23 protein-coding genes are annotated in these 25135 nt (G+C 73.3%); 12 read left to right on the forward strand and 11 right to left on the reverse strand.

Going from position 1 to position 25135, the window contains the following annotated elements; all coding sequences use genetic code 11:
• Positions 1 to 18 precede the first annotated feature (18 nt).
• Both otnK and otnC read left to right on the forward strand, forming a co-directional pair.
• On the forward strand, positions 19 to 1251 hold the full coding sequence (otnK, locus tag ACFFR3_RS03600) for a 3-oxo-tetronate kinase (RefSeq protein ID WP_364365526.1): 1233 nt from the start codon (positions 19 to 21) through the stop codon (positions 1249 to 1251).
• On the forward strand, positions 1248 to 1868 hold the full coding sequence (gene otnC, locus ACFFR3_RS03605; RefSeq protein ID WP_364365524.1) for a 3-oxo-tetronate 4-phosphate decarboxylase: 621 nt from the start codon (positions 1248 to 1250) through the stop codon (positions 1866 to 1868). The genes otnK and otnC overlap by 4 nt, the downstream gene beginning before the upstream one ends.
• A gap of 4 nt (positions 1869 to 1872) precedes the next feature.
• On the opposite strand, the gene ACFFR3_RS03610 is transcribed toward otnC, so the two are convergent.
• Positions 1873 to 4626 (reverse strand): helix-turn-helix transcriptional regulator, encoded by a 2754-nt coding sequence (locus ACFFR3_RS03610; protein ID WP_345396884.1) that lies wholly within the window; start codon positions 4624 to 4626, stop codon positions 1873 to 1875.
• Between the two features lie 103 nt (positions 4627 to 4729).
• Between ACFFR3_RS03610 and ACFFR3_RS03615 the strand changes: the two genes are divergently transcribed.
• Positions 4730 to 5344, forward strand: a complete 615-nt coding sequence (locus ACFFR3_RS03615; protein WP_364365519.1) for a LysE family translocator — start codon at positions 4730 to 4732, stop codon at positions 5342 to 5344.
• A 5-nt stretch (positions 5345 to 5349) separates the two neighbouring features.
• A complete protein-coding gene (locus ACFFR3_RS03620) occupies positions 5350 to 5901 on the forward strand; it encodes a TetR/AcrR family transcriptional regulator (RefSeq protein WP_379482585.1) in 552 nt (183 codons plus the stop codon).
• A 98-nt stretch (positions 5902 to 5999) separates the two neighbouring features.
• Here ACFFR3_RS03620 and ACFFR3_RS03625 read toward each other — a convergent pair whose 3' ends face one another.
• From ACFFR3_RS03625 to ACFFR3_RS03650, 6 genes are read right to left on the reverse strand one after another with little or no spacing between them, the layout of a single operon-like run.
• Positions 6000 to 7196: a hypothetical protein gene (locus ACFFR3_RS03625; protein ID WP_345396872.1), complete on the reverse strand. Its 1197-nt coding sequence runs from the start codon at positions 7194 to 7196 to the stop codon at positions 6000 to 6002.
• A 9-nt stretch (positions 7197 to 7205) separates the two neighbouring features.
• Positions 7206 to 7586: a RidA family protein gene (locus ACFFR3_RS03630; protein WP_364365512.1), complete on the reverse strand. Its 381-nt coding sequence runs from the start codon at positions 7584 to 7586 to the stop codon at positions 7206 to 7208.
• Between the two features lie 9 nt (positions 7587 to 7595).
• Complete coding sequence (locus ACFFR3_RS03635) at positions 7596 to 8672, reverse strand: alanine racemase (RefSeq protein ID WP_379482586.1); 1077 nt, start codon at positions 8670 to 8672, stop codon at positions 7596 to 7598.
• Positions 8673 to 8728: 56 nt separating this feature from the next.
• A complete protein-coding gene (locus ACFFR3_RS03640; protein WP_379482587.1) occupies positions 8729 to 10255 on the reverse strand; it encodes an N-acyl-D-amino-acid deacylase family protein in 1527 nt (508 codons plus the stop codon).
• Between the two features lie 8 nt (positions 10256 to 10263).
• On the reverse strand, positions 10264 to 13821 hold the full coding sequence (locus ACFFR3_RS03645) for a DUF4153 domain-containing protein (RefSeq protein ID WP_379482588.1): 3558 nt from the start codon (positions 13819 to 13821) through the stop codon (positions 10264 to 10266).
• Positions 13818 to 14501, reverse strand: a complete 684-nt coding sequence (locus ACFFR3_RS03650) for a response regulator transcription factor (RefSeq protein ID WP_364365500.1) — start codon at positions 14499 to 14501, stop codon at positions 13818 to 13820. Before ACFFR3_RS03650 ends, ACFFR3_RS03645 begins: the two co-directional genes overlap by 4 nt.
• 72 nt (positions 14502 to 14573) lie before the next feature.
• On the opposite strand from ACFFR3_RS03650, the gene ACFFR3_RS03655 reads away from it, so the two are divergent.
• The 3 genes from ACFFR3_RS03655 (at position 14574) to ACFFR3_RS03665 (ending at position 16852) form a co-directional block, all read left to right on the forward strand.
• Complete coding sequence (locus tag ACFFR3_RS03655) at positions 14574 to 15428, forward strand: arylamine N-acetyltransferase family protein (protein ID WP_379482589.1); 855 nt, start codon at positions 14574 to 14576, stop codon at positions 15426 to 15428.
• Positions 15429 to 15467: 39 nt separating this feature from the next.
• Positions 15468 to 16535: a protein kinase domain-containing protein gene (locus tag ACFFR3_RS03660; protein ID WP_345396860.1), complete on the forward strand. Its 1068-nt coding sequence runs from the start codon at positions 15468 to 15470 to the stop codon at positions 16533 to 16535.
• A gap of 125 nt (positions 16536 to 16660) precedes the next feature.
• The gene (locus ACFFR3_RS03665) at positions 16661 to 16852 is read left to right on the forward strand and encodes a tail-anchor membrane protein (protein WP_345396857.1); all 192 of its coding nucleotides are present in this window, start codon (positions 16661 to 16663) and stop codon (positions 16850 to 16852) included.
• Between the two features lie 38 nt (positions 16853 to 16890).
• Here ACFFR3_RS03665 and ACFFR3_RS03670 read toward each other — a convergent pair whose 3' ends face one another.
• Complete coding sequence (locus ACFFR3_RS03670) at positions 16891 to 17202, reverse strand: DUF3817 domain-containing protein (RefSeq protein WP_345396855.1); 312 nt, start codon at positions 17200 to 17202, stop codon at positions 16891 to 16893.
• Between the two features lie 2 nt (positions 17203 to 17204).
• The gene (locus ACFFR3_RS03675; protein WP_345396852.1) at positions 17205 to 17990 is read right to left on the reverse strand and encodes an SURF1 family protein; all 786 of its coding nucleotides are present in this window, start codon (positions 17988 to 17990) and stop codon (positions 17205 to 17207) included.
• A gap of 105 nt (positions 17991 to 18095) precedes the next feature.
• On the opposite strand from ACFFR3_RS03675, the gene ACFFR3_RS03680 reads away from it, so the two are divergent.
• On the forward strand, positions 18096 to 18269 hold the full coding sequence (locus ACFFR3_RS03680; RefSeq protein ID WP_345396849.1) for a hypothetical protein: 174 nt from the start codon (positions 18096 to 18098) through the stop codon (positions 18267 to 18269).
• Positions 18270 to 18410: 141 nt separating this feature from the next.
• The gene (locus ACFFR3_RS03685; protein WP_364365492.1) at positions 18411 to 19865 is read left to right on the forward strand and encodes a flavin-containing monooxygenase; all 1455 of its coding nucleotides are present in this window, start codon (positions 18411 to 18413) and stop codon (positions 19863 to 19865) included.
• A gap of 1 nt (position 19866) precedes the next feature.
• Here the strand turns inward: ACFFR3_RS03685 and ggt are convergent, their stop codons facing one another.
• Positions 19867 to 21606 (reverse strand): gamma-glutamyltransferase, encoded by a 1740-nt coding sequence (gene ggt / locus ACFFR3_RS03690; protein ID WP_379482590.1) that lies wholly within the window; start codon positions 21604 to 21606, stop codon positions 19867 to 19869.
• 94 nt (positions 21607 to 21700) lie between these two features.
• On the opposite strand from ggt, the gene ACFFR3_RS03695 reads away from it, so the two are divergent.
• Positions 21701 to 22807, forward strand: a complete 1107-nt coding sequence (locus tag ACFFR3_RS03695) for a sensor histidine kinase (protein ID WP_345396843.1) — start codon at positions 21701 to 21703, stop codon at positions 22805 to 22807.
• Positions 22804 to 23451 carry a response regulator gene (locus ACFFR3_RS03700; protein WP_345396840.1) on the forward strand — a complete coding sequence of 216 codons (648 nt, stop codon included), beginning with the start codon at positions 22804 to 22806 and terminating at the stop codon, positions 23449 to 23451. The genes ACFFR3_RS03695 and ACFFR3_RS03700 overlap by 4 nt, the downstream gene beginning before the upstream one ends.
• Here ACFFR3_RS03700 and ACFFR3_RS03705 read toward each other — a convergent pair.
• Positions 23432 to 24874: an FAD-dependent monooxygenase gene (locus ACFFR3_RS03705; protein WP_345396837.1), complete on the reverse strand. Its 1443-nt coding sequence runs from the start codon at positions 24872 to 24874 to the stop codon at positions 23432 to 23434. The genes ACFFR3_RS03700 and ACFFR3_RS03705 overlap by 20 nt on opposite strands.
• A gap of 51 nt (positions 24875 to 24925) precedes the next feature.
• Here ACFFR3_RS03705 and ACFFR3_RS03710 point away from each other — a divergent pair, with 51 nt between their 5' ends.
• A complete protein-coding gene (locus tag ACFFR3_RS03710) occupies positions 24926 to 25129 on the forward strand; it encodes a hypothetical protein (RefSeq protein ID WP_379482591.1) in 204 nt (67 codons plus the stop codon).
• Positions 25130 to 25135: the final 6 nt, after the last annotated feature.

The following is a 25135-nucleotide window of genomic DNA, read 5'->3' on the forward strand; positions in this document are numbered from 1 at the left end:
CCGCACCGAGGGGCGTCCATGATCGGCGCCATCGCCGACGACTTCACCGGCGCCACCGACGTGGCCGTGGCGATGCGCCGCCGTGGCCTGCGTACCGTCCTTTACTTCGGGCTGCCGCCCCAGGGCAGCGAGCCGCCCGAGCACGACGCCGTCGTGATCGCGCTGAAGACCCGTACGATCCCCAAGGCCGACGCGGTGGCGCGGTCGCTGCGCGCGCTGCGGTGGCTGCGGGCGCACGGCGCGGCGCGGCAGGTCTACTTCAAGTACTGCTCGACGTTCGACTCCACCCGCGACGGCAACATCGGGCCGGTGCTGGACGCGCTGGCCGACGCCATGGACGTGCCGCTGGTCGCGATGACGCCCAGCTCGCCCGAGCACGGCCGCACGCAGTACAACGGCTACCTGTTCGTCGGTGACGTGCTGCTGGGCGAGTCGCACATGCGCGACCATCCGCTCACGCCGATGACCGACTCGTACCTGCCGCGGCTGCTGGAGGCGCAGAGCGCGTACCGGTCGGGGGTGGTGACGCTCGGCCAGGTACGCGGCCACGCGGTCGAGCAGCGGCTGGCCGAGCTGCGCGAGCACGGCGTGCGCTACGTCTTCGTGGACGCCCTGGAGGACTCCGACCTGGAGGTGTCGGGGCGGGCGCTGGCGGGGGCGCGGCTGGTGGCGGGCGCGGCGGGCCTGGCCGGCGGGCTGGCGGCGGCGCACGCGCGGGCCGAGGGCGGCGAGCCGCCCGCGCCTGATCCTTTCGGGCCGGCCGCGGTGCTCGCCGGCAGTTGCTCGGCCCGTACGCTGGAGCAGGTCGCCGTCATGATCGAGGCGGGCAGGCCGGCGTACCGGCTGGACGCGCTGGCCGACCGCGACCCCGCCTCGCTGGCCCGCGGCGCCCTGGCCTGGTACGACCGGCTGCCGCCCGGCACGGGCGCGCCCCTCATCTACTCCTCGCTGGAGCCGGTGGCGCTGCGCCGCGTGCAGCAGGCGCTCGGCACGGAACGCTCGGCCGGCATCCTGGAGCAGGCGCTCGGCGCCGTCGCCCGCGGCCTGGTGGAGCGGGGTGTCACCCGGGTGATCTCGGCCGGGGGCGAGACCTCGGGCGCCGTGGTGAGCGCGCTCGGCGTGCCGGGCGGCGTGATCGGCGCGGAGGCGGCGCGCGGCGTGCCGTGGATCCACACCCCGAACGGTTTCTCGCTGCTGCTGAAGTCCGGCAACTTCGGCGAGCCCGGCCTGCTGCTGGAGGCGTCCCGATGACCTTCGAGAATGAACGCCTGAGCATCGTGGCCGCCGCCCGCTCGCTGTTCGCGCGCGGCCTGACCCACGGCAGCACCGGCAACCTGTCCGTACGCGTCGGCGACCGCGTCCTCGTCACCCCCACCGGCTCCAGCCTGGGCACGGTCGAGGCCGCCGACCTGTCGCTGATCGACCTGACCGGCGCGCACGTGGGCGGGCCGAAGCCGTCGAAGGAGGCGTTCCTGCACGCCGCGCTGCTGCGGGCCAGGCCGGACGCGCAGGCGGTGGTGCACACGCACTCCACGTACGCGGCCGCCGTGTCCTGCATGGACGGCCTCGACCGGGACGACGCGCTGCCGCCGCTGACCGCGTACTTCGCGATGCGGGTCGGCCGGCTGCCGCTGCTGCCCTACTACGCGCCGGGCGACGCGGCGCTGGGCCCGGCAGCGGAGGAGAAGGCGCGCACGCACCGGGCGCTGCTGCTGAGCAACCACGGCCCGATCGTCGCGGGCGCGAGCCTCGGCGCGGCCCTGGACGCCGTGGAGGAGCTGGAGGAGACCGCCAAGCTCTTCCTCCTCCTGCGCGGTGTGCCGACCCGCCCGCTCACCCCGGAGCAGCGCGCGGCACTGGGCGGGTGACCGTCTAGGGCAGCAGGCCGAGGCGGCGGGCGGTGGCGGCGGCCTGGGTGCGGGTGGAGACGCCGAGCTTGCCGAGGATGTTGGACACGTGGACGCTGACCGTCTTCTGGGCGATGAACAGCCGCTCGGCGATCTCCCTGTTGGTCAGCCCCTCGGCCACCAGCCGCAGCACCTCGGCCTCCCGGGCCGTCAGCTCACCCTGCGGGACGGAGGTCTGCCCGCCGGATGAGCCGAAGCGGGCGCGGCGCCCGAAGTCGAGCAGCGCGCTCTCCAGCGGCACGGCCCGCAGCTTGCCCGCCGCCTCCCTGGCCTGCTCCCACTCCGCCTGGGCCGCGTGGCGCTCGCCCGCCGCGAGCAGCGCCTCGGCCAGCCGCCAGCGGGCCCGCGCGGCCTCGTAGACGAAGCCGTAGCCGAACGCCTCGGTCACCCGCCGGCACAGCTCGACGTCGAGCCGGCCGTGCACGCGGTGCCACTCGGCCTCGACGCGCAGCGCCCACGCGCGACCCTCGGGCCCGAGGTGGCCGCCTGCGCCGGTGGGGCCTGACTCGACGGCCAGCCTGGCCTGGGCGCGCAGCTCGTCGGCGCCCTCGGTGGTGCCGAGCTCGGCCAGGGCCCACAGGCCGATGGCGGCCATGCGGACGTTGCCCGAATCGCCGGGCACCTGCGCCGCGAGAACCGCGCGTACGTGGTCGAGCGCCGTTGCGGGGTCGCCGTGCCACAGCGCGTGCTCGGCCGCGAGCCCCCGCGACATGTAGGAGGCGAGCGGGTCGGACCAGAACGGCCGCAGCCAGCTCAGCCGCGACTCGACCACGGGCAGGCCGCGTGCCACCTCGACGAACAGCGCGAACGACGACAGGATCGCCTCCGGCACCGTGCCCACCCTGGCGCCGAACCCGGCCGCCATCGTCTCCGCCGCGTCCCACTCGCCGGCGACGTAGTGGATGAGGAAGCGCAGGAACCGCAGGTCGGTGCCGTAGGTGCTCCACATGAGCCCGGCGTCGGAGGCCAGGCGGATGCCGTCGTCGGCCACCTCGGCGGCGTGTTCGAGCACGCCCTGCTCGTAGTGGATGCGGGCGTGGTGGAAGCGGGCCCGCAGGTCCATCGCGAGGTCGCCGGTGGGCCCTGCCATGGCCTTCTCGACCAGCTCGTGCGCGCGGTGCATGTCGCCGCGCAGCTCGACGGACGTGGCCAGCGTGAGCAGCGCCCCGACCTCGGCGTCTCTGGCGCCGGCCGTGCGGGCCAGCTCGAGCGCCTTCGTGGCCAGCTCTTCGACCTCCTGGTGGCGCGGGCCCCACAGCAGCGTGCGGGCGTGGGTGGCCATGGCGCGGGAGAGCGCCGCCGGCTCGTCCGCGCTCTCGACCGCGCGCTCGGCCACCTCGGCCGCGGCGGCCTCGTCGTCCGTCTCGTAGAGGTAGTAGGCGAGCCGCTCGCTCACCTCGGACGTCTGCGGCAGCACCCGGAGTTGCGCCACGGCGCGGTGCTTGTCGCCGCTGTCGGCGGCCATGACCGCGCTGCGGAAGGCCAGCTCGGCCCGGCTCGTCCCGGCCAGCCGCGCGGCGTCGTCGACCCGCTCCCACAGGGACAGCGCGCGGTCGTAGTGGCTGTGGGCCTCTGCGGGCGCGCCGACCCGCTCGGCCGCCCTGCCCGCCTCGATCGAGGCGGCGAACGCGCCCGCCAGGTCGTGGCTGGCCAGGTGGTGGTGGGCCAGCTCGGCCGGCGAGGTGAGCAGCCGGGCGAACGCGGCGTGCAGCCGGGTGCGCTCGCCCGGCAGCAGGTCGGTGTAGACGGCCTCCTGGAGCAGGGCGTGGCGGAAGGCGTAGCCGTGGCCGCGCACTTTGAGCAGGCCGCGCGAGACGATCTCCCTGACCGCCTCCTCGAACTCGGCGAGCGGCAGCCCCGACACCTCGCGCAGCAGGTCGTCCTCGACCCGGCGGCCGGCCACGGCGGCGGCCCGCAGCACCTGCTGCCCGGCCTCCGACAGCACCTCGACCCTGGACAGCAGCAGGCTGGCCAGCTCGTCGGGCAGGCTGTCGCCCTCGGCCATGGCGGCGTGGAGCTCCTCGGCGTAGAACGGGTTGCCGTCGGCGCGGGAGACGACGAGCCCGAGGCTCTGTGCGTCGATCTCGCCCAGCGTGGCGACGTAGTCGGCCATCTCGCCCGCGCCCAGCGGCCCCAGCTCCACGCTCGTCACCGTGGGCAGCCGCTTGAGCTCGGCGAGGACGGGCCTGAGCGGGTGGCGGCGGTGCAGGTCGTCGGTGCGGTAGGTGCCGACCACGCAGACCCGCTCGCTCTGCAGCATGCGGCTGAGGAAGACCAGCAGGTCACGGGTGGAGCGGTCGGCCCAGTGGAGGTCCTCGATGACGAACAGCACCGGCTGCACGTCGGCCAGCAGCCCGAGCAGCGAGCCGAACAGCCGCTGCTGGGTGAGCCCGGCGGACGGCGCGCTCTCCGTGCCGGGCAGCAGCTGGCCCAGCATGGGATGGGCGGCGGCGGCCTCGCGCACGGCGGGCTCGGCGCCGCGCAGCGCGTCGGCCAGCGGCAGGTAGGGCAGCGCGTCGCCCAGCTCGGCGCACTGGCCGACCAGGACGTTGAAGCCGCGCGTGCGGGCCTCGGCGGCCAGCTCGGCGGCGAGCCGGGTCTTGCCGATGCCGGCGTCTCCACCGACGAGCGCCACGCCGGCCACGCCATCGGCGGCGGAGCTCAGCGCCCGCAGGAGTCCGGCCAGCTCAGCAGAGCGCCCGACGAGTAGACCATTCACGTCTGCAAACTATGCCACGCTCGCCCGACAACAGATTGGTCCACGGAACCCCCACGGGATTGGCCCTCCTGGACGGACCAAACCCGGCCTAGATTGCTCTTCCGTGATAGCTCCCTCCACGTTCGCCATCTTCGTGACGGCCAGCCTCGCCCTGGTCCTCATCCCCGGCCCCAACCACCTCTACATCACCGCGCGCGGCCTCTCCCAAGGCCGGGCGGCCGGCCTGGCCAGCGCGTTCGGTGTGGAGGCCGGCACGCTCGTGCACATCGCGGCCGCCGCGCTGGGCCTGTCGTACGTCATCGCGCAGTCCGCCACGCTGTTCGCCGTCGTCAAGTGGGCCGGCGTCGCCTACCTCGTCTACCTGGGCATCCGCGCGTTCACCGCCAAGGACCAGCAGGCCGGCCCGCCTGAGCCGCAGCCGCTGCGCAAGGTGTTCCTCGAAGGCGTGCTGGTCAACGTGCTGAACCCGAAGGTGGCGCTGTTCTTCCTGGCGTTCCTGCCGCACTTCGTGGACCCGGACGCGGGCTCGCCCGCACTCCAGGTCGTGGTGTTCGGCCTCACGCTGCTGCTGCTCGGCCTGATCTCCGACCTCCTGTACGCCGTCACCGCCGGCGCCCTCGCCCGCCGCCTCACCCGCGCCGCCAAGACCCTGAAGTACGTCAGCGGCACCGTCTACCTGGGCCTGGGCGTCCTCACCGCGTTCGCGGCGAGAGAATGACCTCCATGGCGCCCAGGAAACAGCGGGAGATCTTCGACGCGACGCTGCGGCTGGTGGCCGAGCGGGGCTATGACGGGCTGACCGTCGAGGGGGTCGCCGAGCGGTCGGGGGTCAACAAGACCACGATCTACCGGTGGTGGCCGTCGAAGGCGGCGCTGCTGGGGGCGGCGCTGGTGGAGTCCGACGTGCTGGGCTTCACCGTGCCCGACACAGGGAGCCTGCGGGGTGACCTGGTCGCGCTGGTCGAGGGGGTGCGGCGGCTGCTGACCGAGCCGCCGGGCAGCGACATCGCGGTGGCCGCGCTGGCCGCCGCCGTACGCCATCCCGAGCTGGACGGGCGGCGGTTCTTCGCCGACCGGTTCGCCAGGGAGCGCGCGGTCTTCGAGCGGGCCGCGCGCAGGGGCGAGCTGCCCGGCTCCGCCGACCCGCTGCTCATCATGGACCTGCTGGCCGGGGCGGTGTGGATGCGGGCCGTCCTGCGCGGCATGAAGGTCGGCGACGACTTCGCCACCCAAGCCGTCGCCCTGGTGCTCGACGGCGTGCACCGGCCAGGCTGACCCCGCAACGCGCGCCGGTCAGGCCGACTCGCGGCGTGCGCCGGCGCGGACGCGCGTGACCCTCATGCCCCTGGGCCGGGCAGGCGACTGAGGCCCGGTCAGGGCGCTTCGGCCAGCGCGGACGGGATGCGGTCGAGCACCGGGTACGGCACCAGCCCGTACGCGTAGAAGTCGACCGCCATCGCCCCCGCCGCCTTGGCCCCGCGCGCCTTGGCCACCAGCCGGTCGGTGGAGTCGCTGTCGGGGTGACCGGGCCGCAGCACCGCACGCACCTCGCGGTCCTTGCCCACGGACCGCAGGTAGGCGCCGACGTCGTCGGCCACCCGCGCCGCGTCCCGCGCGTACGCCAGCACCCCGAACGCCGGCACGAGGTCGCCGAGCGCCACCAGGTCGACGCCGAACTGCCAGGCGTCGTGGGCGGCCAGGCCGGGGGTGGGCAGCCCGTCGGTGTATCCCTTGACCGCCCCCGTCGAGTCGATGAAGACCAGCTTCGAGCCCTCGCCGGCCACCGCCGACGCCACCTCGGAGACCAGCGTGGTGACGGTCTCGGAGCGGGCGCGGGCGTAGGCCACCACGTCGGGCCCCGCGTACGCGGTGAGCGCCGCCCTGGTGACCTCGCCCTGCGCGGGAGGGTCGCCGTCGAAGACGCCGCCCACGATGCGGGCGCACTCCTCCCGCGCCACCTCGGCGTCCACGCCCAGGTCGGTGGCCCGGCGCAGGCAGTAGTCGCAGAAGCAGAGCCCGAACAGGTAGGCGTCCATCGGCCCGAGCGGCACGAACGAGCGCTGCGGCTTGAGCGGCCTGAAGTGCAGCGACTCGGCCACCACGCTGTCGGCCCCGAGCCGCGCCACCGCCCTGGCCAGCGCCGCGGCGTAGTCGCGCACGTCGGGGTGCGCCGGGCACAGGTCGGTGAGCGAGCCGCGGTCGCCGAAGCAGTCGCGTACGGTCACGTCGGGATGGGCGGTGCCGAGGGTGGCGTTGCGCAGGAAGACCGTCCAGGCGTGCAGCTTCATCGACCGCTTCGCGCACGCCTCGGCCAGCCCGTCGAGCGCGTCGGTGTAGCCGGGCACGGGCCGCAGCCGCAGCCCGTCGAACAGCTCGGGCGGCGGCGTGAAGTGGGCGCCGTCGTGGCGCAGGGTCAGCCGGGACAGCCCGTGGGGGGTGACGTCGCGTGAGGCGTGGTGGACGGCGCCGACGGTGACGCCGGACACGCCGTAGCCGCTGAGCCTGTCGAGCACCCGCTCGACGCCCTCGCCGCGCAGGTCCTCGACGAAGACGTACACCGAACTGTCCACGGCCGCACCTCAGGCGCTCTTGTGCGCGACGAAGTCGATCTCGACCAGGATGTCCATCAGCTCGGAGCCCACCGTGGTGCGCACCGGGTAGGGCTGGTTGAAGTAGGACTTGTAGACCTCGTTGTAGGCGGCGAAGTCGCGCTTGACGTGCTGGAGGTGCACGGTGGCCTTGATGACGTCGTCGTAGCCGAGCCCGTGGGCGGCGAGGATGGCGCCGAGGTTGCGCATCACCTGGTGGGTCTGGGTGGCGACGTCGTCGCCGACGAGTTCGCCGGTGTGGGGGTCGAGCGGGCCCATGCCGGAGGTGAAGACGAAGTCGCCGACCACGAGCCCCTGGGAGTAGGCGCCGACCGGGGCAGCGCCCTCTGTGGTCCTGAGCTCCTTTTTCACGAGATCTCCCTAGAAGTTGGTGCGTATCGTGCCAACGACACGGTAATCCCGGTCCACCAGCGGCAGCACGCGCCACTTGTCGAAGGCGGTGCAGGGGTGGGAGATGCCGAAGGCCAGCAGGTCGCCCGGCTTGAGCCCGGCGGCGCGGACCACGGTGTGCTGGTCCTGCATCTTCATGATGGTGACGCCGCCGCGGCGCGGGATCGGCAGGCCCTCGTCGTAGGGGGCGTCGCGCTTGCCCATGCCGACGATGGCCAGGCCGGGCTCGGGAGTGGACAGCACGTGCGCCCACACCTCCAGCGCCGGGCGCAGCTCGCCGTCGATGCGGTTGAACGGGGTGCGCTCGCGGTAGAAGCCGTCGTCGTGGGTGACGTACGCGCCGCTGCGCAGCAGGATCCGCGCCTGGGTGGCGACCAGCTCGCGGCCGATCACGTCGAACCACTGGCTGCCGCCGACGGTCAGGATGGGACGCTTGAGCCGGACGTACTCGACGGCGTCCTGCAGCGCCGCCAGATATTTCCGGACGTCTTCCGCGCTCTTCAGCCCGCCCTCGTAGCCCGCCACCCCGGCCAGCTCCACGCCGGGGGTGCGCTGCGCGTACGCGGCCACCTCAAACAGCCGCTCCAGCGACCGGCAGCCGGCCCGGCCGCCCTCGTGACCCAGCTCGACCAGCACCCGGAAAGGCCGCCTCCCCGCGTGCCCGGCGAGCAGGTCGAGCCCCGCCTCGGAGTCGGCGAAGCTCAGCAGCTCGAACTCGGGGTCGCGGTCCAGCTCGGCCGCCGCCCAGGCGAGCCCCGCGGGATCGACCACCTGGTTGGCCACCATGACGCGGCCCACGCCGAAGCCCCTGACGGTCGCGGCCTGCCGCAGCGTCGCCACCGTGAGCCCCCACGCACCGGCGGACAGCTGCATCGCGGCGATCTCCGCCGACATGTGCGTCTTGGCGTGCGGCGCCAGCTCCAGGCCGTGATCGCGGGCGAAGGCCGCCATCGTGGCGACGTTGTGCTCCAGCGCGTCGCGGTGCACCACCATCGCGGGAAACTCGACGCCGCCGTCGAAGACCGACTGACCGAGGATCGCCGGCACCACACCCCCTTCGTCCGGGTCCGACCCTATCCCAACCAGGCTCTCCGGCCGCGCGCTCACGGGCGCAGCGCCCGGCCGGGGGTGGCCCCGGTCAGCTCGCCGCGCGCCAGCACGGGCACGCCCGAGACCAGCACGTCGTCCACACCCTCGGCGAGCGTGCGCGGCGCCGGGTAGGTGGCGAGGTCGGTCACCGTGGCCGGGTCGAACACCACGACGTCCGCCGCGCAGCCCTGCCGCAGCAAACCCCGGTCGAGCAGGCCGAAGCGGCGCGCCGGGTGGGCCGACAGGTGCGTCACCGCCTGCTCCCACGTCCAGTCGCCCAGCTCCCTGACGTGCCTGCCCAGGAACCTGGCGAACGCGCCGTGGCCGCGCGGATGCGGGTGGCCGCCCACGTAGATGCCGTCGGAGCCGCCGGTCTGCGAGGGGTGGCGGAGCATGCGGCGTACGGACTGCTCGCCCTGCGGCCCCTCGTCGGGGCGGGCCGTGACCACGCCCGCCTCCAGCCGCGTCTCCGTCAGCAGCCGCCGGCAGAACTCCGCGGGCGGGACCTCCGCCCGCTCGGCCGCCGCGACCATCGTCAGACCCTCGGCCCACTCCAGCCCCGGCGCGTGCGAGACGGTCAGGCGCGGCCAGACGGCGTCCAGCGTCGGCCACCAGTCGTCCAGCACGCCCGAGCCGATCATCTCCATCGCCGCTTCCGGCTCCGCGCCCGGCACCGACGGCGGCAGCACGACCATCGCCAGGATCGTGTTGCCGCGCAGGTAGGGGTAGGTGTCGAAGGTGAGGTCGACGCCCTTGCCGAGCGCCTGCTCGACCAGCGGCAGCAGCACGTCGGCGGGACCGTGCAGGTGGGAGACGTGGACCGCGGCCCCCGACAGCTCGGCGATCTCCATCACCTCCGTCATGCCCGTCTCGGCCCGCTGGCCGTAGGCGCGCATGTGGGTGACGTACGGGAGCCCGCCCAGCGGCGCGCACAGCGCGGCCAGCTCCGCCGCGTCGGCGTAGCGGCCCGGCAGGTATTCGAGGCCGCTGGACAGCCCCACCGCGCCCTCCGACAGGCCCTGCTCGACACGGCGCACCATCGCGTCGAGGTCGGCGGGCGCGGCCCTGTCGGGCGACGGGCCCATGACGTCGTAGCGGATCGTGCCGTGCGGCAGCAGGTACGCGGTGTTCAGCGCCACCGCCCCGTCATAGCCGTCGAGCAGCTCGCGCACGCTCAGCGGCCCGTCGGTCAGCGCCCCGTTGACCGCGGCGAAGTAACGCGAGGCGTAGGCCACCGTGGCCGCCGAGCCCGGCGCGAACGACAGCCCGTCCTGGCCCAGCACGAACGTCGTCACCCCCTGCCGCAACGCCGCCCGCTGCACCGCCGGATCGAACACGGCGGCGTCACCGTGGGCGTGGCAGTCGACGAACCCCGGCGCCACGAAGCGCCCGGTCGCGTCGATCACCGCGCCCGCCCCTGCCGGGTCGATCCTGCCGACCGTCGCGATGCGATCACCCGAGATCGCCACGTCCGCGCGGAACGGCGGGGCGCCCGTGCCGTCGAGCACCCGGCCGCCGCTGATCACTACGTCGAAGGTCACTCCAGGATTCAATCAGAGCCGCCGGCCCGCACCGCTCCGCAGTCCGGGTGGTGCAGCACAGGGCGCTCGGCCAGCAGCGCCCGCGCCTGGGAGCGGGCCAGGTTCCAGCCGTTCCACGGCTCGGGGTGATACAGGCCGTTGGCCTGGACGACGTCGTGCAGCACGCAGCTGCGCTGCGGCTCGGGCAGCCGGTCCAGCGCCGGCACCGCCTCCGCGCCCAGGTCGCCCAGGTAGTCGGAGTCGAGGTTGGTGACGCCGCGGATGTCGACCTGCGTACGCGCGACCTGGAGGTCGGGGTTCGCGAGCGAGAACAGGCCCAGGCTCAGGCCCGTGACCAGCACGATCGTCCGGGGCAGCCAGCCCGACCTGCGGCCCGCCAGCCGCGCCGCGCCCGCCACCAGCACCAGCGCGAACAGCGCGCCCAGCCAGTACACCGTCGCCTGCACCGACAGCCGCAGCCGGGACAGGCCGTACGCGTCGGTGTAGAGGTTCATCCGGTGCAGCGCCGAGGCCAGCACCACCATGGTCAGCCCGCACAGCACGCCGAGCAGCGCCGCCAGCAACCAGCGCTCGCGCCGGTCCACCTTCAGCAGGCCCGCCGCCACGGCCACGATGCCCAGCACGAACACGCTGACCACCACGAGCTGGAAGAAGCCCTGCCTGGCGTACTCGGCGTAGGTCAGGCCCGCCGTCCGCAGCACCAGCGTGTCGCCGCCGAACAGGACCCTGATCTGCACCGCCACGAACGCCGCGAACAGCAGGTTCACCGCCGTCAGCGGCACCAGCCAGATGCTCGTGCTGACCCGGAACTTGGTCCCCGGCCCCACCGGGTCCGCCACCGGCCGCAGCGCCACCAGCACGACCGCGGCCAGCAGCACGCCGAACAGCGCGAACAGGAAGATCCGCAGCGGGATCGTCTCCGCCCAGGCCGGGGTGGCGGTCAGGCGGTCCACGTACGAGGCGAACACCGCGTCGGCCGACGCGAACAGCAGCCCGAACACCAGCAGCAGCACCGCCGTGATGCCCAGCGCGGCCAGCATCGGCAGCACCCTGCGCCGCGCCGTGAGCCGTTTCATCGGCACCGCCAGGAACCACGGCACCGGGCCCAGCGCCAGCAGCACCGAGAAGCCGCCCCTGATCACGCCCAGCCAGCCCGCTCCCGCGCCCGACACGGCCAGCGCGCCCAGCCCCGCGCCCGCGATCAGGAGGAGCGCGACCAGCCAGTCCGCGTCGCGCACCGCCGCCATGGAGATCAGCCAGTACGCCGTCACGCCGAACGCCACCGTCCACGGCGTCATACGCCGCAGCACCGCCGGCAGCGCCGCCCCGCCCAGCACGACCGACACCAGCACCAGCCCCAGCCCCACCTGCGCCTCAGGCAGCGCCACCGCCGCGAACACCCCGGCCCCGGCCGCCGCCGGCACCATCCAGCCGGGCGGCTCAGGCAGCTCGGGCCGCGGGAACAGCGGCGGCGGCACGTACGGCGGCACATGAGGCGGCCCCCCGCCCTGCCCCACAAGCACCTGCCCCGCCACAACCTGCCCTTGCCCCAACTCCCGCGCACCCACCTGCCCCGCCACAACCTGCCCTTGCCCCAACTCCCGCCCGCCCACTTGCCCAGCAGCGGCCGCGTGTCCCGCCTCGGCGGACCCCTTGAGGCCCGCCTGCCCCACGCCGCCAGCCGCCCCCGCACCCTGCCCACTCCCCACGCCGGGTTGTGCCGCGTCCTTCTGGCCTCCCGCGCCGGGCTGGGTCGCGTCCTGCTCATCCCCCGCATCGGACCGGCTCGTCGCACCGGCCGTCGCGGCCGGCCGGCTCGCGGAGGCCGAGGGCTGTGGGGTGCTCTGGTGGTAGGCGACGTGACGCCGGTGATACTCCGCCACGGCCGCACGCCGCCCCGACCCAGCGCCCAGGGCCGCACCGACGGCGCCCAGCAGCGCAGTGCAGCCGATGAGCGTGACCAGCGCCGCCATGTCACCAATGGCCACACTGGCCAGCACGGCGGCGAACATCCCCACCATGAACCCGACCAGCACCCCGATGACCCCACCCGCGATCATCCGCACCAGCCCCCCGGCCCCACCCCCGAATCCCGCCGCCAGGGCCCCCGCCCCCGAGTACGGCCCACCGGCATCGCTGCCCGCCGCGACACCGGCCCCCTTCACAGGCACCGCCCCCTCGACATCAGCACGTGCGCCTTCCGCATGCGCTTCCCGCCCGCCCAAGCCCGCCTCAGCGCGAACAGCGGTGTCAGCGCGGTCTCCTGCCGCCGGCAGTCCCGCTCCGGCCGGGACCACGTCCTGCGCGGACTCGCTCACGGCCCCGCCCACATCGGGGGTCTGGGCACCGGTGCCGCCCGCATCGGGGGTCTGAGCACCGGTGCCGACGGCACGCACATCCGCCTCGCCGTCCCCAGCGGCCAGGCCATCGGCATGCGCGGCCGCTGCGTCGGCCGGCTGCGGATCGCTCATCAGCGGGCCTTCTCCGCCCCCGGTGGCCGGGAGCGCGGGGCCGGGCGCGGGTGCGACGCCTCGGGGGAGGTCGGGGGCGTCGGAAGGCAGGGGGGTGTGGGCCATCGTGGTTCTCCCTGGTAAGTCGACGACCATGCGGCAGCCCGCGCAGTCGTCGATGCGGATGGCGCCCCCGTGCAGCTCCACGATCTCCTTGACGATGGCCAGCCCCAGCCCCGCGCCTCCGGAGTCGGCGGCGCGGCCGGTGTCGAGGCGGGAGAAGCGTTCGAAGACGCGTGCACGGGCGGAGGCGGGGATGCCGGGCCCCTGGTCCTCGACGGTGAGCCGGACGCCGGGCCCGACGGCGGCCCCGCGTACGGTGACCGTGCCGCCGGGCGGGCTGTGCCGTACGGCGTTGTCGAGGAGGTTGGCCAGCACCTGCGCCAGCAGGTCGGGGTCGGCCCGCAGGACGAGGTCGTCAGGGACGGACGGCCGGATGGAGACGTCCTCGCGGGGCAGCGCCGCCTCGCGTACGGCCTGCTCGACGAGCGGCGCGAGCGCGACGGCCTCGGCCTCGATGAGGCGCACGCCGGAGTCGAGCCGCGACAGGTCGAGGAGCTGGGCGACGAGGCGGCCGAGCCGCTCGGTCTGGGCGAGCGCGGTGCGCATGGTGACGGGGTCGGCGGCGGAGACGCCGTCCACGACGTTCTCGAGCACGGCCCGCAGCCCGGTGATGGGCGTGCGCAGCTCGTGGCTGACGTTGGCGACCAGCTCGCGCCGCTGCCGGTCGACCTCGCCGAGGTCGGCGGCCATCGCGTTGAACGCGCGGGCCAGCTCGCCGACCTCGTCCCGTGAGGTGGCGCTGACGCGCAGGCTGTAGCCGCCCTTGGCGATGGTCTGGGCGGCGCGGGCCATCTGGCGCAGCGGTTTGGTCATGCCCATGGCGAGGACCTGCACCATGATGAGGGCGAGGACGACGGCGACGGCGATGCGCAGCTCGCGGGAGAGCCCGGAGTTGATGCCGACCTCGTTCACGACGAACGCGGTGCCGACGGCCAGCACGATCACGATGCCGAGCTTGACCTTGATGCGGCCGAGGAAGTCGAGGGGGTTCATCGGCCGACCAGGGCGTAGCCGACGCCGTGCACGGTGCGCACGACGTCGGAGCCGAGTTTGCGGCGCAGCGCGCGGACGTGGCTGTCCACGGTCCTGGTGGCGGCGGCCTCGGAAAAGCCCCAGACGTCCGACAGCAGCCGGTCGCGCTCGAAGACGTGCCCCGGCCGCTCGGCGAGGCGGCGCAGCAGGTCGAACTCGGTCCTGGTGAGCTGGGCCTCGGCGCCGCGCACGAAGACGCGGCGGGCGGCGGTGTCGATCTCGACCTCGCCGACCCTGATCACGGTGTCCTCGGCGGCGAGCTGGGCGGCGCGTTCGACGCGGCGCAGCAGGGCGTGGATGCGGGCGACGAGCTCGCGCATGCTGAACGGCTTGGCCAGGTAGTCGTCGGCGCCGACGCCGAGCCCGACGAGCACGTCGGTCTCCTCGCCGAGCGCGGTGAGCATCAGCACGGGCACGGGCCGCGCGGCCTGCATGCGGCGGCACACCTCCAGCCCGTCGAGGCCGGGCAACAGCCGGTCGAGGATGACCAGGTCGGGTTCCGCCCTGCCGTACTGGATGAGGGCGTCCTGCCCGTCGCCCGCCACCCTGACGTCGAACCCTTCGGCGGCCAGCCTGTTCCGTACGGCCAGCGCGATCGTCACGTCGTCCTCGACCACGAGGATGCGTCGCTGCTCTGCCACGTACGAAAGCCTAGAAGCGGGCTGTGCAGACGACACTGCCGAAGTCGTGCACAATCCGTGCAGAATTGCCGGATGGAAACCACTGCTTACCTCGCCCGTCTCGGCCTGCCCTCGTTGCTCGGCGCTCCCCCCACCCCGGAGGCGCTGCGGGCGTTGCACGCCGCGCACGTCGAGCGGGTGCCTTACGAGGCTTTGGAGATCTGGCTGGGCCGGTCCACGACGGTCGATCCCCTTGATTCGGCCGCGCGCATCATCAGGGGGCGCGGCGGCTACTGCTACCACTTGAACGGCGCGTTCTCGGCGCTGCTCGCGGCACTGGGTTACCGGGTGACGCGGCACGTCGGCGGGGTGCAGATGCGGAACTCCGAGCCGGGGATCACCGCCAACCATCTGGTGCTGACCGTGAGCGGCCTGCCCTCTGTGGACAATCCGGGCGGCGAGTGGCTGGTGGACGTGGGGTTGGGTGACGCTCTGCACGAGCCGCTGCCGCTCATCGAGGGCTCGTACAAGCAGGGGCCTTTCACGTACGGGCTGCGGCGTTCTGAGGTGGCGCCCGGCGGGTGGCGGCTGGACCACGACCCGAGTGGCTCGTTCCAGGGCATGGACTTGGCGCCGGAACCGGCGGAGATGTCGGCGTTCGCTGCGATGCACACGCATTTGACGACGTCACCGACGTCCGGGTTCGTGCGGGTCGCGGTGGTGCAGCGGCGCGACGCGTACGGAGTGGACTGTCTGCGCGGCCTGACCCTGACCCGCTACGGCAACACGTCGCTGTCGGTGACGCTCGACTCGGCGCGCGACTACTACGCGGCGCTGTCCGACATCTTCGGCCTGCCGCTCGACGACGTGAGCGCGCAGGAGAAGGACGCTCTGTGGAGCAAGGTGCACGCCGCGCAGGAGGCCTGGCTGTCGGCCGGCGCCTCGTGATGGCCGAGCCCAGCTCCTGGCGCTATCGTGCAGCTAGACATGCGTGAGACCAGGAAGCTGAACGGTCGCTACCGCCTGCTCAATCCGCTTGGCACGGGCTCCCTGCGCCTGGCCTTCGACGAGGCGGAGCACCGCGACGTCGCGGTCAGGCAGGTGCGGGTGCCGCCGGAGCTGCGTGAGGCCGCCCTGTTCGAGGCGCGCAGGGCGAGCGGGCTGCGGCACCCCTTCGTGGTGCGGGTGCTCGACGTGCTGATCGAGGACGGCGTGCCGTGGCTGGTCATGGAGTTCGTCTCCGGCACGTCGCTGGAGCAGGTCGTACGCTCCCGCCGCCCGCTCCCCGTCGCCCAGGCGGCCAGGGTGGGCGTGTGCCTGCTGTCGGCGCTGACCGCCGCCCACGCGGCCGGCATCGTGCACGGCCGGGTCGATCCCGGCAACGTGCTGCTCACCACGACGGGGCGGGCGGTGCTGAGCGGGTTCGGCTATCCCAGCCTGAGCATGCTGCCGTCGGCGGACCTGTGGTCGCTGGCGGCCACGCTGCACTTCGCGGTGGAGGGCCGCCCGCCCGGCCAGGTGCCGGCGGAGGGCGCCGACCCGTTCAGGTCGCTGCTGCGGGCCATGCTGCACCCGTCGGGGCCGCCGTCCATGGAGGTGGTGCGCGAGACGCTCGACCGGCTGGCGGTGGATCGCCCGCTGGACGTCGTGGTCGCCGCCTCGGGCCCGCTGCCGCCTGTCCAGGTGGCGGCGATCGGGCTCGACGTGCTCGACCGGCTGGCGGCGTGGGGCGAGTTCCACGGCGGGGTGCAGCCGGGCAACGTGCTGATCGACGCGTTCGGCCGGGCCAGGCTGATGCCGTTGCTGCGGGCGGGAACGCTCCCGGCGTACTCGGCTCCCGAGGGCGCGGCGACTCAGGCGGCGGATCTGTGGTCGCTCGGCGCGACGCTCTTCATGGCCGTCGAGGGCGCGCCGCCCGCGCCCGGCGCGGCGCTGACCCGGGCGGGACCGCTGGCTCCCGTGCTGTTCCGGCTGCTCGCCGGCAACCCGTTGGAACGTCCCACTGTGGACGAACTGCGCCGCGACCTGCGCGAGATCACCGGCGCGCGCCCGTGAGGCGCGTTGCGCAACGATTGCGATACATCGCGAACGGAACCATGTCGGCGGGTTCACACGTTGGACAGGCGACGCAGAATGTGGATGAGGCGGGGCGTGCGCTCCGCGTTGGAGGGTTGTGAGGGATGTCGCCATTCAAGAAATACGCGATCGGCGCGGGCGCCGCGATCCTGCTCTCGCTGTTCTTCCTTGACGGATGGCTGATGTGGCTGGTCATCCTCGGCGTGATCGGCCTGCCGGTGGTGGGCTACCTGATGCTCGACCCGTCGCAGCGCGAGCGCCTGAAGAGGTCACGCAGGCGCGGCATCGGCCGCTGAGAGTCACCCGCTGAGTCACCGCCGGGCGGCGGAGGCCGTCATGCCTCCGCCGCGGCCGGCGCGTTCAGCACGCGCTGGGTCACCCTTCGCTCCACGTAGAAGGACAGGAACGGCACCGTGCCGCCGAGCATGACGCCCAGCAGGTACGGCCACGACCAGCGGGCCTTCATGCCCAGGTTCATCGCGGCGATGAGGTAGATCATGTAGAGCCCGCCGTGAATGGGCGCGACGATCTTCGACATCGCCTCCTGGCCGAAGCCGTAGCGCAGGACCATGCCGACGCAGAGCACGAGCAGCATGACGCCGACGATGTAGGCGAGCACCCGGAAGGGTTTGAGAGCCGATTCCACCGTTAACCTTCCAGAACCATCTCAGGGGACGACGTGCCGCGGTCCCTGTCGCGCCGCACCGCGTCGCGCACGAAGTGGAACCACATGAAGACGGCGAATCCAGCGAAGATCCACCAGTTGGCGGCATAAGCCAGATTACGCCAGGTCAGCTCTCCTCCGACCACCGGCGGATCGACCTTGACCTGGGTGAGCGGGCCCGAGGGCGGCTGGGCCACGACGTAGCCGGTGCGGACCTGCTGGCCTGACCACAGGTTGACCAGCTCGCCCGTGGAGACCGTCTGCACCTGGCCCTGCGGCAGCCCTTCGGCCCGCCGCTGCACGCTGTCGGTGCCCTGCTGGGGGCGCAGCCGGCCGGACACCGTGACCCGGCCCTCCGGCACGGACGCGATCGCGGGGTCGCTGTCCTTCGCCACCCAGCCGCGTACGACGGGCATGAGCGTGCCGTCGTCGAGCCTGAGCGGCGTCAGCACCCAGTAGCCGTGGCCGCGCGAGACGTTGCCGCCCGGCGCGTCGACGTCGGCCCGCCGGTCGGCGACCAGGAGCTGCCTGCCGGCCTCGTAGACGCCCTCGGCGGTGACCTTGCGGCCCACCGACTCGCCGCTCATCTGGGCGCCCACCTGGGCGAGCGTGGCGACCGCGACGGGCGCGGGATCGATGGCGGACTGCGGTTCGCCGGAGTCCTGGAACACGCCGAGCTGCCAGCGCCCGAGCAGGATGAACGCGACGAGGACCCCGATGGTGAGCAGGTGCAACCCCAGGAGACGGGGCGACAGCAGGGTCCGCAGCATGCTTCAAAGCTATCTGCCGGGTGGGGCGGTCCCCTAATCAGCCTGGCCCAATGGATCCCACCAAAAGCCGCAAACGACGCAGGGGATCACGCTAGGCTGCTGCCCATGTCTGACCAGCACATCGATCCGGCGGGCAACACCCAGGCCTTCCGCGCGTTCGCGAACGCGCGCGAGCAGGAGGCCGCAGCCAAGCCGAAGAAGTCGCCGCTCGTCCCCATCATCGCGGTCGTCGCCGCCATCGTCGTCGTCGGCGTCGTCGCCTTCCTGCTGCTCCAGTAGTCAGCCGGCCGCATCACCCGCCGCGGAGGCCGTGGCGGGGATTCGTCGTTCCCGGACGTTCGGCCCATAGTCTGGACCCGGCCAGGACATCCTCTCTATGTTGGATGCACAGTCCAATAGGCGGACCCGCCGGGAGGGCCAGTGAGCGGACCAGGCATCGTCATCGTGGGTTCCGGCTTCGCCGGGATCTGCATGGCCATCAAGCTCAAAGAGGCCGGCTACCACGACTTCGTCATCCTGGAGAAGGCCGGCGAACCGGGCGGCACCTGGCGCGACAACACCTACCCCGGCTGCGCGTGCGACGTCCCTTCGCACATGTACTCCTACTCCTTCGCCCTCAATCCGGGCTGGTCGCGGATGTTCTCGCCGCAGGAGGAGATCCGCCGCTACCTGCGCGCCTGCGCCGCCGCGTACGGCGTCACCCCGCACATCCGCTACGGCCGGCGCGTCACCACCCTGGCGTACGACGACGCCACCCGCACCTGGACGGTCACCACGGAGGACGGCGAGACGCTGCGCCCGCACGCGGTCGTCTCCGCCATCGGCGCCCTCCACATCCCGAAATTTCCGGACATCCCCGGGCGCGCGTCCTTCACCGGCCCCGCCTTCCACTCCGCCCAGTGGGACCACTCGATCGACCTGACCGGCAAGCGCGTCGCCGTCATCGGCACCGGCGCCTCAGCCGTCCAGTTCATCCCCAAACTCGCCGGCGCCGCCCGCCACCTCACCGTCTTCCAGCGCACGGCCCCCTGGGTGCACCCCAAGCCGGACTTCGCCTTCCCGCCCACGGCGCGCCGCCTGCTGCGCCTGCCAGGAGCCGCCAGGGCCCTGCGGTACGCCATCTACTGGGCCCTGGAGACCAGGGCGCTCGGCTTCGCCGTGCATCCGCGCCTGATGAAGGCGCAGGAACGGCTCGCGCTGCGCCACCTGCGCGAGCAGGTCCCCGACCCCGGGCTGCGCCGCGCCCTGACCCCCGACTACGTCATCGGCTGCAAGCGCATCCTGCTCGCCGACGACTACTACCCGGCCCTGACCAGGCCGGACGTCTCCCTGGTCACCGACGCCATCACCGAGATCAGGCCGGGTTCGCTGGTGGACGCGGCCGGGGCCGAGCACCCGGCCGACGCGATCGTCTACGGCACCGGCTTCAAGGTCGTGGACGCGCTGACCGAGCAGCACATCACCGGCCGCGACGGGGTGAGCATCCAGGACGCGTGGAAGGACGGCGTCGAGGCGTACCTGGGCGTCGCCACCGCCGGGTTCCCCAACCTGTTCTTCCTGCTCGGCCCCAACACCGGGCTCGGACACAACTCGGTGGTCTTCATGATCGAGGCGCAGGTCCGCTACGTGCTGCAGTGCCTGCGCCTGCTCTCCCGCACCGGCGCCAGGGCCATCGAGGTGCGGCCCGAGGCGCAGCGCGCCTTCAACGAGCGGCTGCGCCGCCGGCTCGACCCCCTGGTCTGGAACGCCGGCGGCTGCCACTCCTGGTACCTGGACGTGCACGGGGTGAACCGGACGATCTGGCCGGGTTTCAGCTTCGAGTACTGGGCGCGTACGAAGCGGATGAAACCCGGCGCTTTCCAGCTCATCCCGTGACTCAGCGGCGCGTGGAGACCACCATCGCGCTGCCGCCGCCGCGCCTGGTCGGCTCGGCCACCGCCTGGACACGGCCCCTGCCGAGGAACTCGAGCGCCGTGGCGGCTCCGATCTCCGGGTTCGGCGCGAACGTGTGCCCCTGAGCCTCCAGCTCGGCCTGGTGCGCGGCCAGGAACGCGGGCTCGGCCTGCGTCTGCGCGGTGTTGCGCTGCGTGGCGCGCGGCGCGGCCAGCGCCTCGGGCAGGTTCATGCCGAAGTCGTAGCGGTTGAGCAGGATCTGCAGCACGGTCGTGATGATCGTGGAGCCGCCGGGCGAGCCGACCGCCAGCACCGGCCTGCCGTCGTCGAACACCAGCGTCGGCGCCATCGACGAGCGCGGCCGCTTGCCGGGGCCGGGCAGGTTGGGGTCGCCGGGTGCGGGGCCGAAGGTGAAGTCGGTCAGCTCGTTGTTGAGCAGCACGCCGCGGCCGGGCACCACGATGCCGTTGCCGCCGGTGGACTCGATGGTCAGGTTGTAGGCGAGCACGTTGCCCCAGCGGTCGGCCACCACGAGGTGGGTGGTCTCGGGGCCCTCCTTGGCGATCGGGGTCGCGGCGCCGGTCGGCTGCTCGCAGGCGCCGTAGCGGCCGTCGGGGTTGCCCGGCGCGGCCGGGTGGGCCATCGCGGTCTGGCCGATCAGGCAGGCACGCTCCTTGGCGAAGCCGTCCGACAGCAGCTCCTTGAGCGGGACGCGGGGGATGTCGCCGACGTACGCGCCGCGGTCGGCGAAGGCCAGCCGCGACGCCTCCAGGTATTCGTGCAGGCCGACCTGCGGCAGCGCCTCCAGGATGTTGAGCGCCTCGCCGACCGTGGAGCCGCCCGAGGACGGGGGCGCCATGCCGTACACGTCCAGGCCCTTGTACGAGACCTTCGTCGGCTCGCGCAGCGGAGCCCGGTAGGCGCGCAGGTCCGACAGCTCCATCAGGCCGGGCCTGACGTTACGGGTGGTGCCCGGCGTGACGGGCGGCTTCTTGACCGTGGCCACGATCTCCTGGCCCAGCCTGCCGCCGTACAGCCAGCCGGGGCCCCGCTTGCCCAGCTCCCGGTAGGTGGCGGCCAGCTCGGGATTCCTGAACACCGAGCCGACCGGCGGCGGGGCGCCGTTCGGCAGGTAGAGGCGGGCGGTGGAGGTGAAGTCCTTGAAGCGGTCGGCGTTGGCCGCCGTCTGGTCGTGGAAGGTCTGGTCGACCACGAAGCCCTTGGACGCCACCTCGATGGCCGGCTGCAGCGCCTGCTTGAGCGAGAGCGTCCCGAACTTCTTGAGTGCGACGTCCCAGTTGGCCACCGTGCCGGGCACGCCCGCCGACAGGCCGCTCGTGACGGCCTCGTCGAACGGGATGCCCTCCAGCGACCTGCTGGTCATGGCGCGCGGCGCGGTCTCCCGGCCGTCGATGGTGAAGACCTTACGTTTTTCGGCGTCGTAGTAGACCATGAAGCCGCCGCCGGCCAGGCCCGCCGAGTACGGCTCCGTGACGCCCAGCACGGCGCCCGCGGCGACCGCGGCGTCCACCGCGTTGCCGCCCTTCCTGAGCACGGAGATGGCGGCCTTGGTGGCGTCGAGGTCGACGGTCGCGACGGCGCCGCCGTACCCCTCGGCGACGGGCGCCTTCTGGGGCTGGTGGGGCTGCTGTTGAGCCGCCGCGGCGGGCGCGGACGCGAGGGAGAGGAGGACTGCTGCTGCGGAGAAGATCGCACGGCGCATGGTTCCCACGATGACCCAGCTACGCCCGTTGTGGTAGGGCCTGGTCACACATCAGGGTGATGCGCTGGTCAGAAGCTTGACTTAGCGTGGTCCCGTGCGTAGGAAGTCCGGCTTCGACCCCTATCTCGCCCTGATCGTGGCCGTGGCCCAGATGGTGATCGCCAGGGGCGCGTCCTGGGGGCAGGCCGGCTGGCGCGAGCCGCTCGACGGCCGCGCGTTCGCGCTGCTCGCGGTCGGTCCCGTCATGGTGCTGCTGCACCGCCGGTTCCCGCTGCTCACCACGATCGGCGCGCTGGCGGCGTGCGACGCGTTCCTCGTCGCCGGTTACGCCTACGGGCCGACCTTCATCAGCCCGTCCGTCCTGCTGTTCCTCCTCGTCGTACGGGGCCGGCGGACGATGGCCTGGAGCATGGCAGGGCTGACGCTGCTGTCCTTCATCGGCTACGCCTGGACGACCGGCACCAGGGACTTCTTCCACAGCGGCGCCATCATCACCGCGGTCATGCTGCTGATGGTCGTGGCCGAGCTGGTCAGGATCGTGAACGAGCGGCGGCTCGAACGCGAGCGCACCGCCGAGGAGGAGGCCAGGCGGCAGGCCAGCGAGGAGCGCCTGACCATGGCGCAGGAGCTGCACGACGTGCTCGCGCACAACATCTCGCTCATCCACGTCCAGGCCAGCACCGCGCTGCACCTCATCGACGCCAACCCCGAGCAGGCGAGGACCGCGCTGGCCACCATCAAGACGGCCTCCAAGGAGGTGCTCGGCGAGATGCGCTCAGTGCTGAACGTGCTGCGTGAGGGCGCGCCCCGCTCGCCCACCGCCGGGCTCGACCGGCTCGACGAGCTGGTCGAGCGCTCGGGGCAGCGGGTGACGCTCGAACGTGACGGCGCCAGGCCGCTGCCTCCGCAGGTGGAGCGGGCGGCGTACCGGATCGTGCAGGAGTCGCTCACCAACGCGGGCCGGCACGCGCCGGGCGCGGACGTGCGGGTGCGGCTCGAATACGGTCAGGACGAGCTGGTCATCCGGGTCACCGACACCGGCGCCACCAGCCCCGCCCCGCTGTCCGACGAGGGCAGCGGCAACGGCATCCCCGGCATGCGCGAGCGGGCCTCCGCGCTCGGCGGCACCCTCGTCGCCGGTCCCAGCGGAGCCGGGTTCCAGGTCGAGGCCCGGCTGCCCCTACCCGAGGAGAGTTCATGATCAAGGTGCTGCTGGCGGACGACCAGGCGCTGGTCCGCGCGGGTTTCAAGGCGCTGCTCGACGCCCAGCCCGACATGACCGTGGTGGCCGAGGCGTCCGACGGCGCGGAGGCCGTCAGCCTGGCCGCCGAGCACCGCCCCGACGTGGTGCTCATGGACATCCGCATGCCGGGCACCGACGGCCTGACCGCCACCCGCCGCATGCCGCAGGGGCCGCGCATCATCATCCTGACCACGTTCGAGCTGGACGAGTACGTCTTCGAGGCGCTGCGCGGCGGCGCGAGCGGCTTCCTGGTCAAGGACACCGAGCCCGCCGAGCTGATCCAGGCCGTGCGGGTGGTGGCGGCCGGCGAGGCGCTGCTGTCGCCCAGCGTGACCCGCCGGCTCATCGCCGAGTACGCCTCCCGCGCCAAGGAGCCGGTCGTCGCCGACGGCCTCGACCAGCTCACCGAGCGCGAACGCGAGGTGCTCGCCCTCGTCGGCACCGGCATGACGAACGACGAGATCGCGGCCAAGCTGTTCATGTCGCCCGCGACGGCCAAGACGCACGTGAGCCGGGCCATGATGAAGCTCCACGCCCGCGACCGGGCCCAGCTCGTCGTGATCGCCTACGAGTCCGGCCTGGTCAAACCCGGCTGGCTCTGACGGCGCCGGCCCCGAACCAGCGCTCGGCCGCCTCCTCGGCCCCGGCGGCGCCCGCCCAGGCCACGTAGCCGTCGGGGCGGATGAGCAGCGTGTCGGCGGGCGGGTCGTCGCAGGTCGCCTTGACGACGCGCACCCAGTCGTCGTCCACCGCAGCGCCGCCGCCCAGGTCGAGCAGCACCGGCCGAGCCTCGCGCATCAGCTCGGCCACCCGCGTGCCGCCGTGCAGCGCCAGGTCCGGCACGAACCGCCCCACCAGCGGATGTGCCTCCGGCGGGCCCGGGTAGCGGACGCCGGCGTCGTGGAGCAGGGTGGCCAGGTGGCGGGCCGGCGCCTCGAAGGCGAAGACCTCGGCGAGCAGCGCCCGCAGCGCCTCGCCCGCCTCGCCCTCCGCCCTGTCGACGGCGGCCTGCGCCCTGGTCTGCAGCAGCGTGCGCGCCCCTACCGCCGTGCGCTCGCTCTCGTACGTGTCCAGCACCTCCTCCATCACCCGCCCGCGCAGCCGGCCCGCCAGCTTCCAGGCGAGGTTCGCCGCGTCGGTCAGGCCGGCGTTGAGCGCCGAGCCGCCGGCGGGGAACAGGTGGGCCGCGTCGCCCGCCAGGAACACCCGGCCCGCCCGGTAGTGCTCGGCCAGCCTGGCCTGCGCGGCCGTGCGCGACAGCCAGATCGGCTCGCCCAGCGGCAGGTCGCGGCCGAGCACCCGGCGTACGGCGGCCTGGAAGTCGGCGAGGCTCACGGGGCCGTACCCGGATGCGCGGCCCTCCCGCACTCCCGCGATGAGCACGCCCTCGCGCAGCGAGGTGAACAGCACGCGGCCGTGCGGGCGGCGGTTCCAGCCCTGTTGCAGGCCCGCGGCCTCCAGCGCGGCGAACACCTCGGGGCCCGCCGTGAAGTGGCCGATCAGCAGGCTCTCGCCATCGGTGGTGCCGGGGAAGGCGATGCCGGCCTGGTCGCGGACGAGGCTGCCCGCGCCGTCGCAGCCGACCGCGTACCTCGCCGTGACCGGCCCTTGCGAGGTGTCGAGCGTCACCCCGTCGGCGTCCTGCGTGAGCGCGCGCACCTCGCAGCCGCGCCTGATCTCGGCGCCGAGCTCGCGCGCCCGCTCAGCGAGCAGCCGTTCGAGGTGCGGCTGCTGGATGAGCAGCAGCCGCAGCGGGATGTCGTCGATGCCGGCGAAGCGCAGCGGCACCTCGCCGAACGGGAATCCCGGCGCGCGCCCGGCGAACGGGCTGCCCGCGCTGAAGCGCTCCAGCAGCCCTCGGTGGTCGAGCAACTCGACGATCTGCCCGCCGAGGCCGTTGGCCTTGGGCAGCTCGCCGGGCTCGGCGCGTTTCTCCAGCACGATCGGGCGGGCGCCGGCCAGCCGCAGCTCGCACGCGAGCATCAGCCCAACAGGGCCCGCTCCTACGATCAGCACATCTTCCATGCTTGTCAGGCTAGGTTGACATATCTCCGGCTGTCAATCTAGCCTGACAGCGTGGACGTAACAGAGCTGTCCGAGCGGATCAGGGCCGATGACCCGGCCATGGGGCTGCGCGCGGTCGGGGCGCTGCACCGGCTGGCCGAGCAGGTCGAGGCGGTGTCCGTGGCCTTGGCCAGGGAGCAGGGCTGGACCTGGGAGCAGATCGGCGACGCGCTCGGCATGTCGCGGCAGTCCGTACACGCCAAATACGGCAAGTGAGGAGCT

Source organism: Nonomuraea salmonea (assembly GCF_042428605.1).
Lineage (GTDB): Bacteria > Actinomycetota > Actinomycetes > Streptosporangiales > Streptosporangiaceae > Nonomuraea > Nonomuraea salmonea.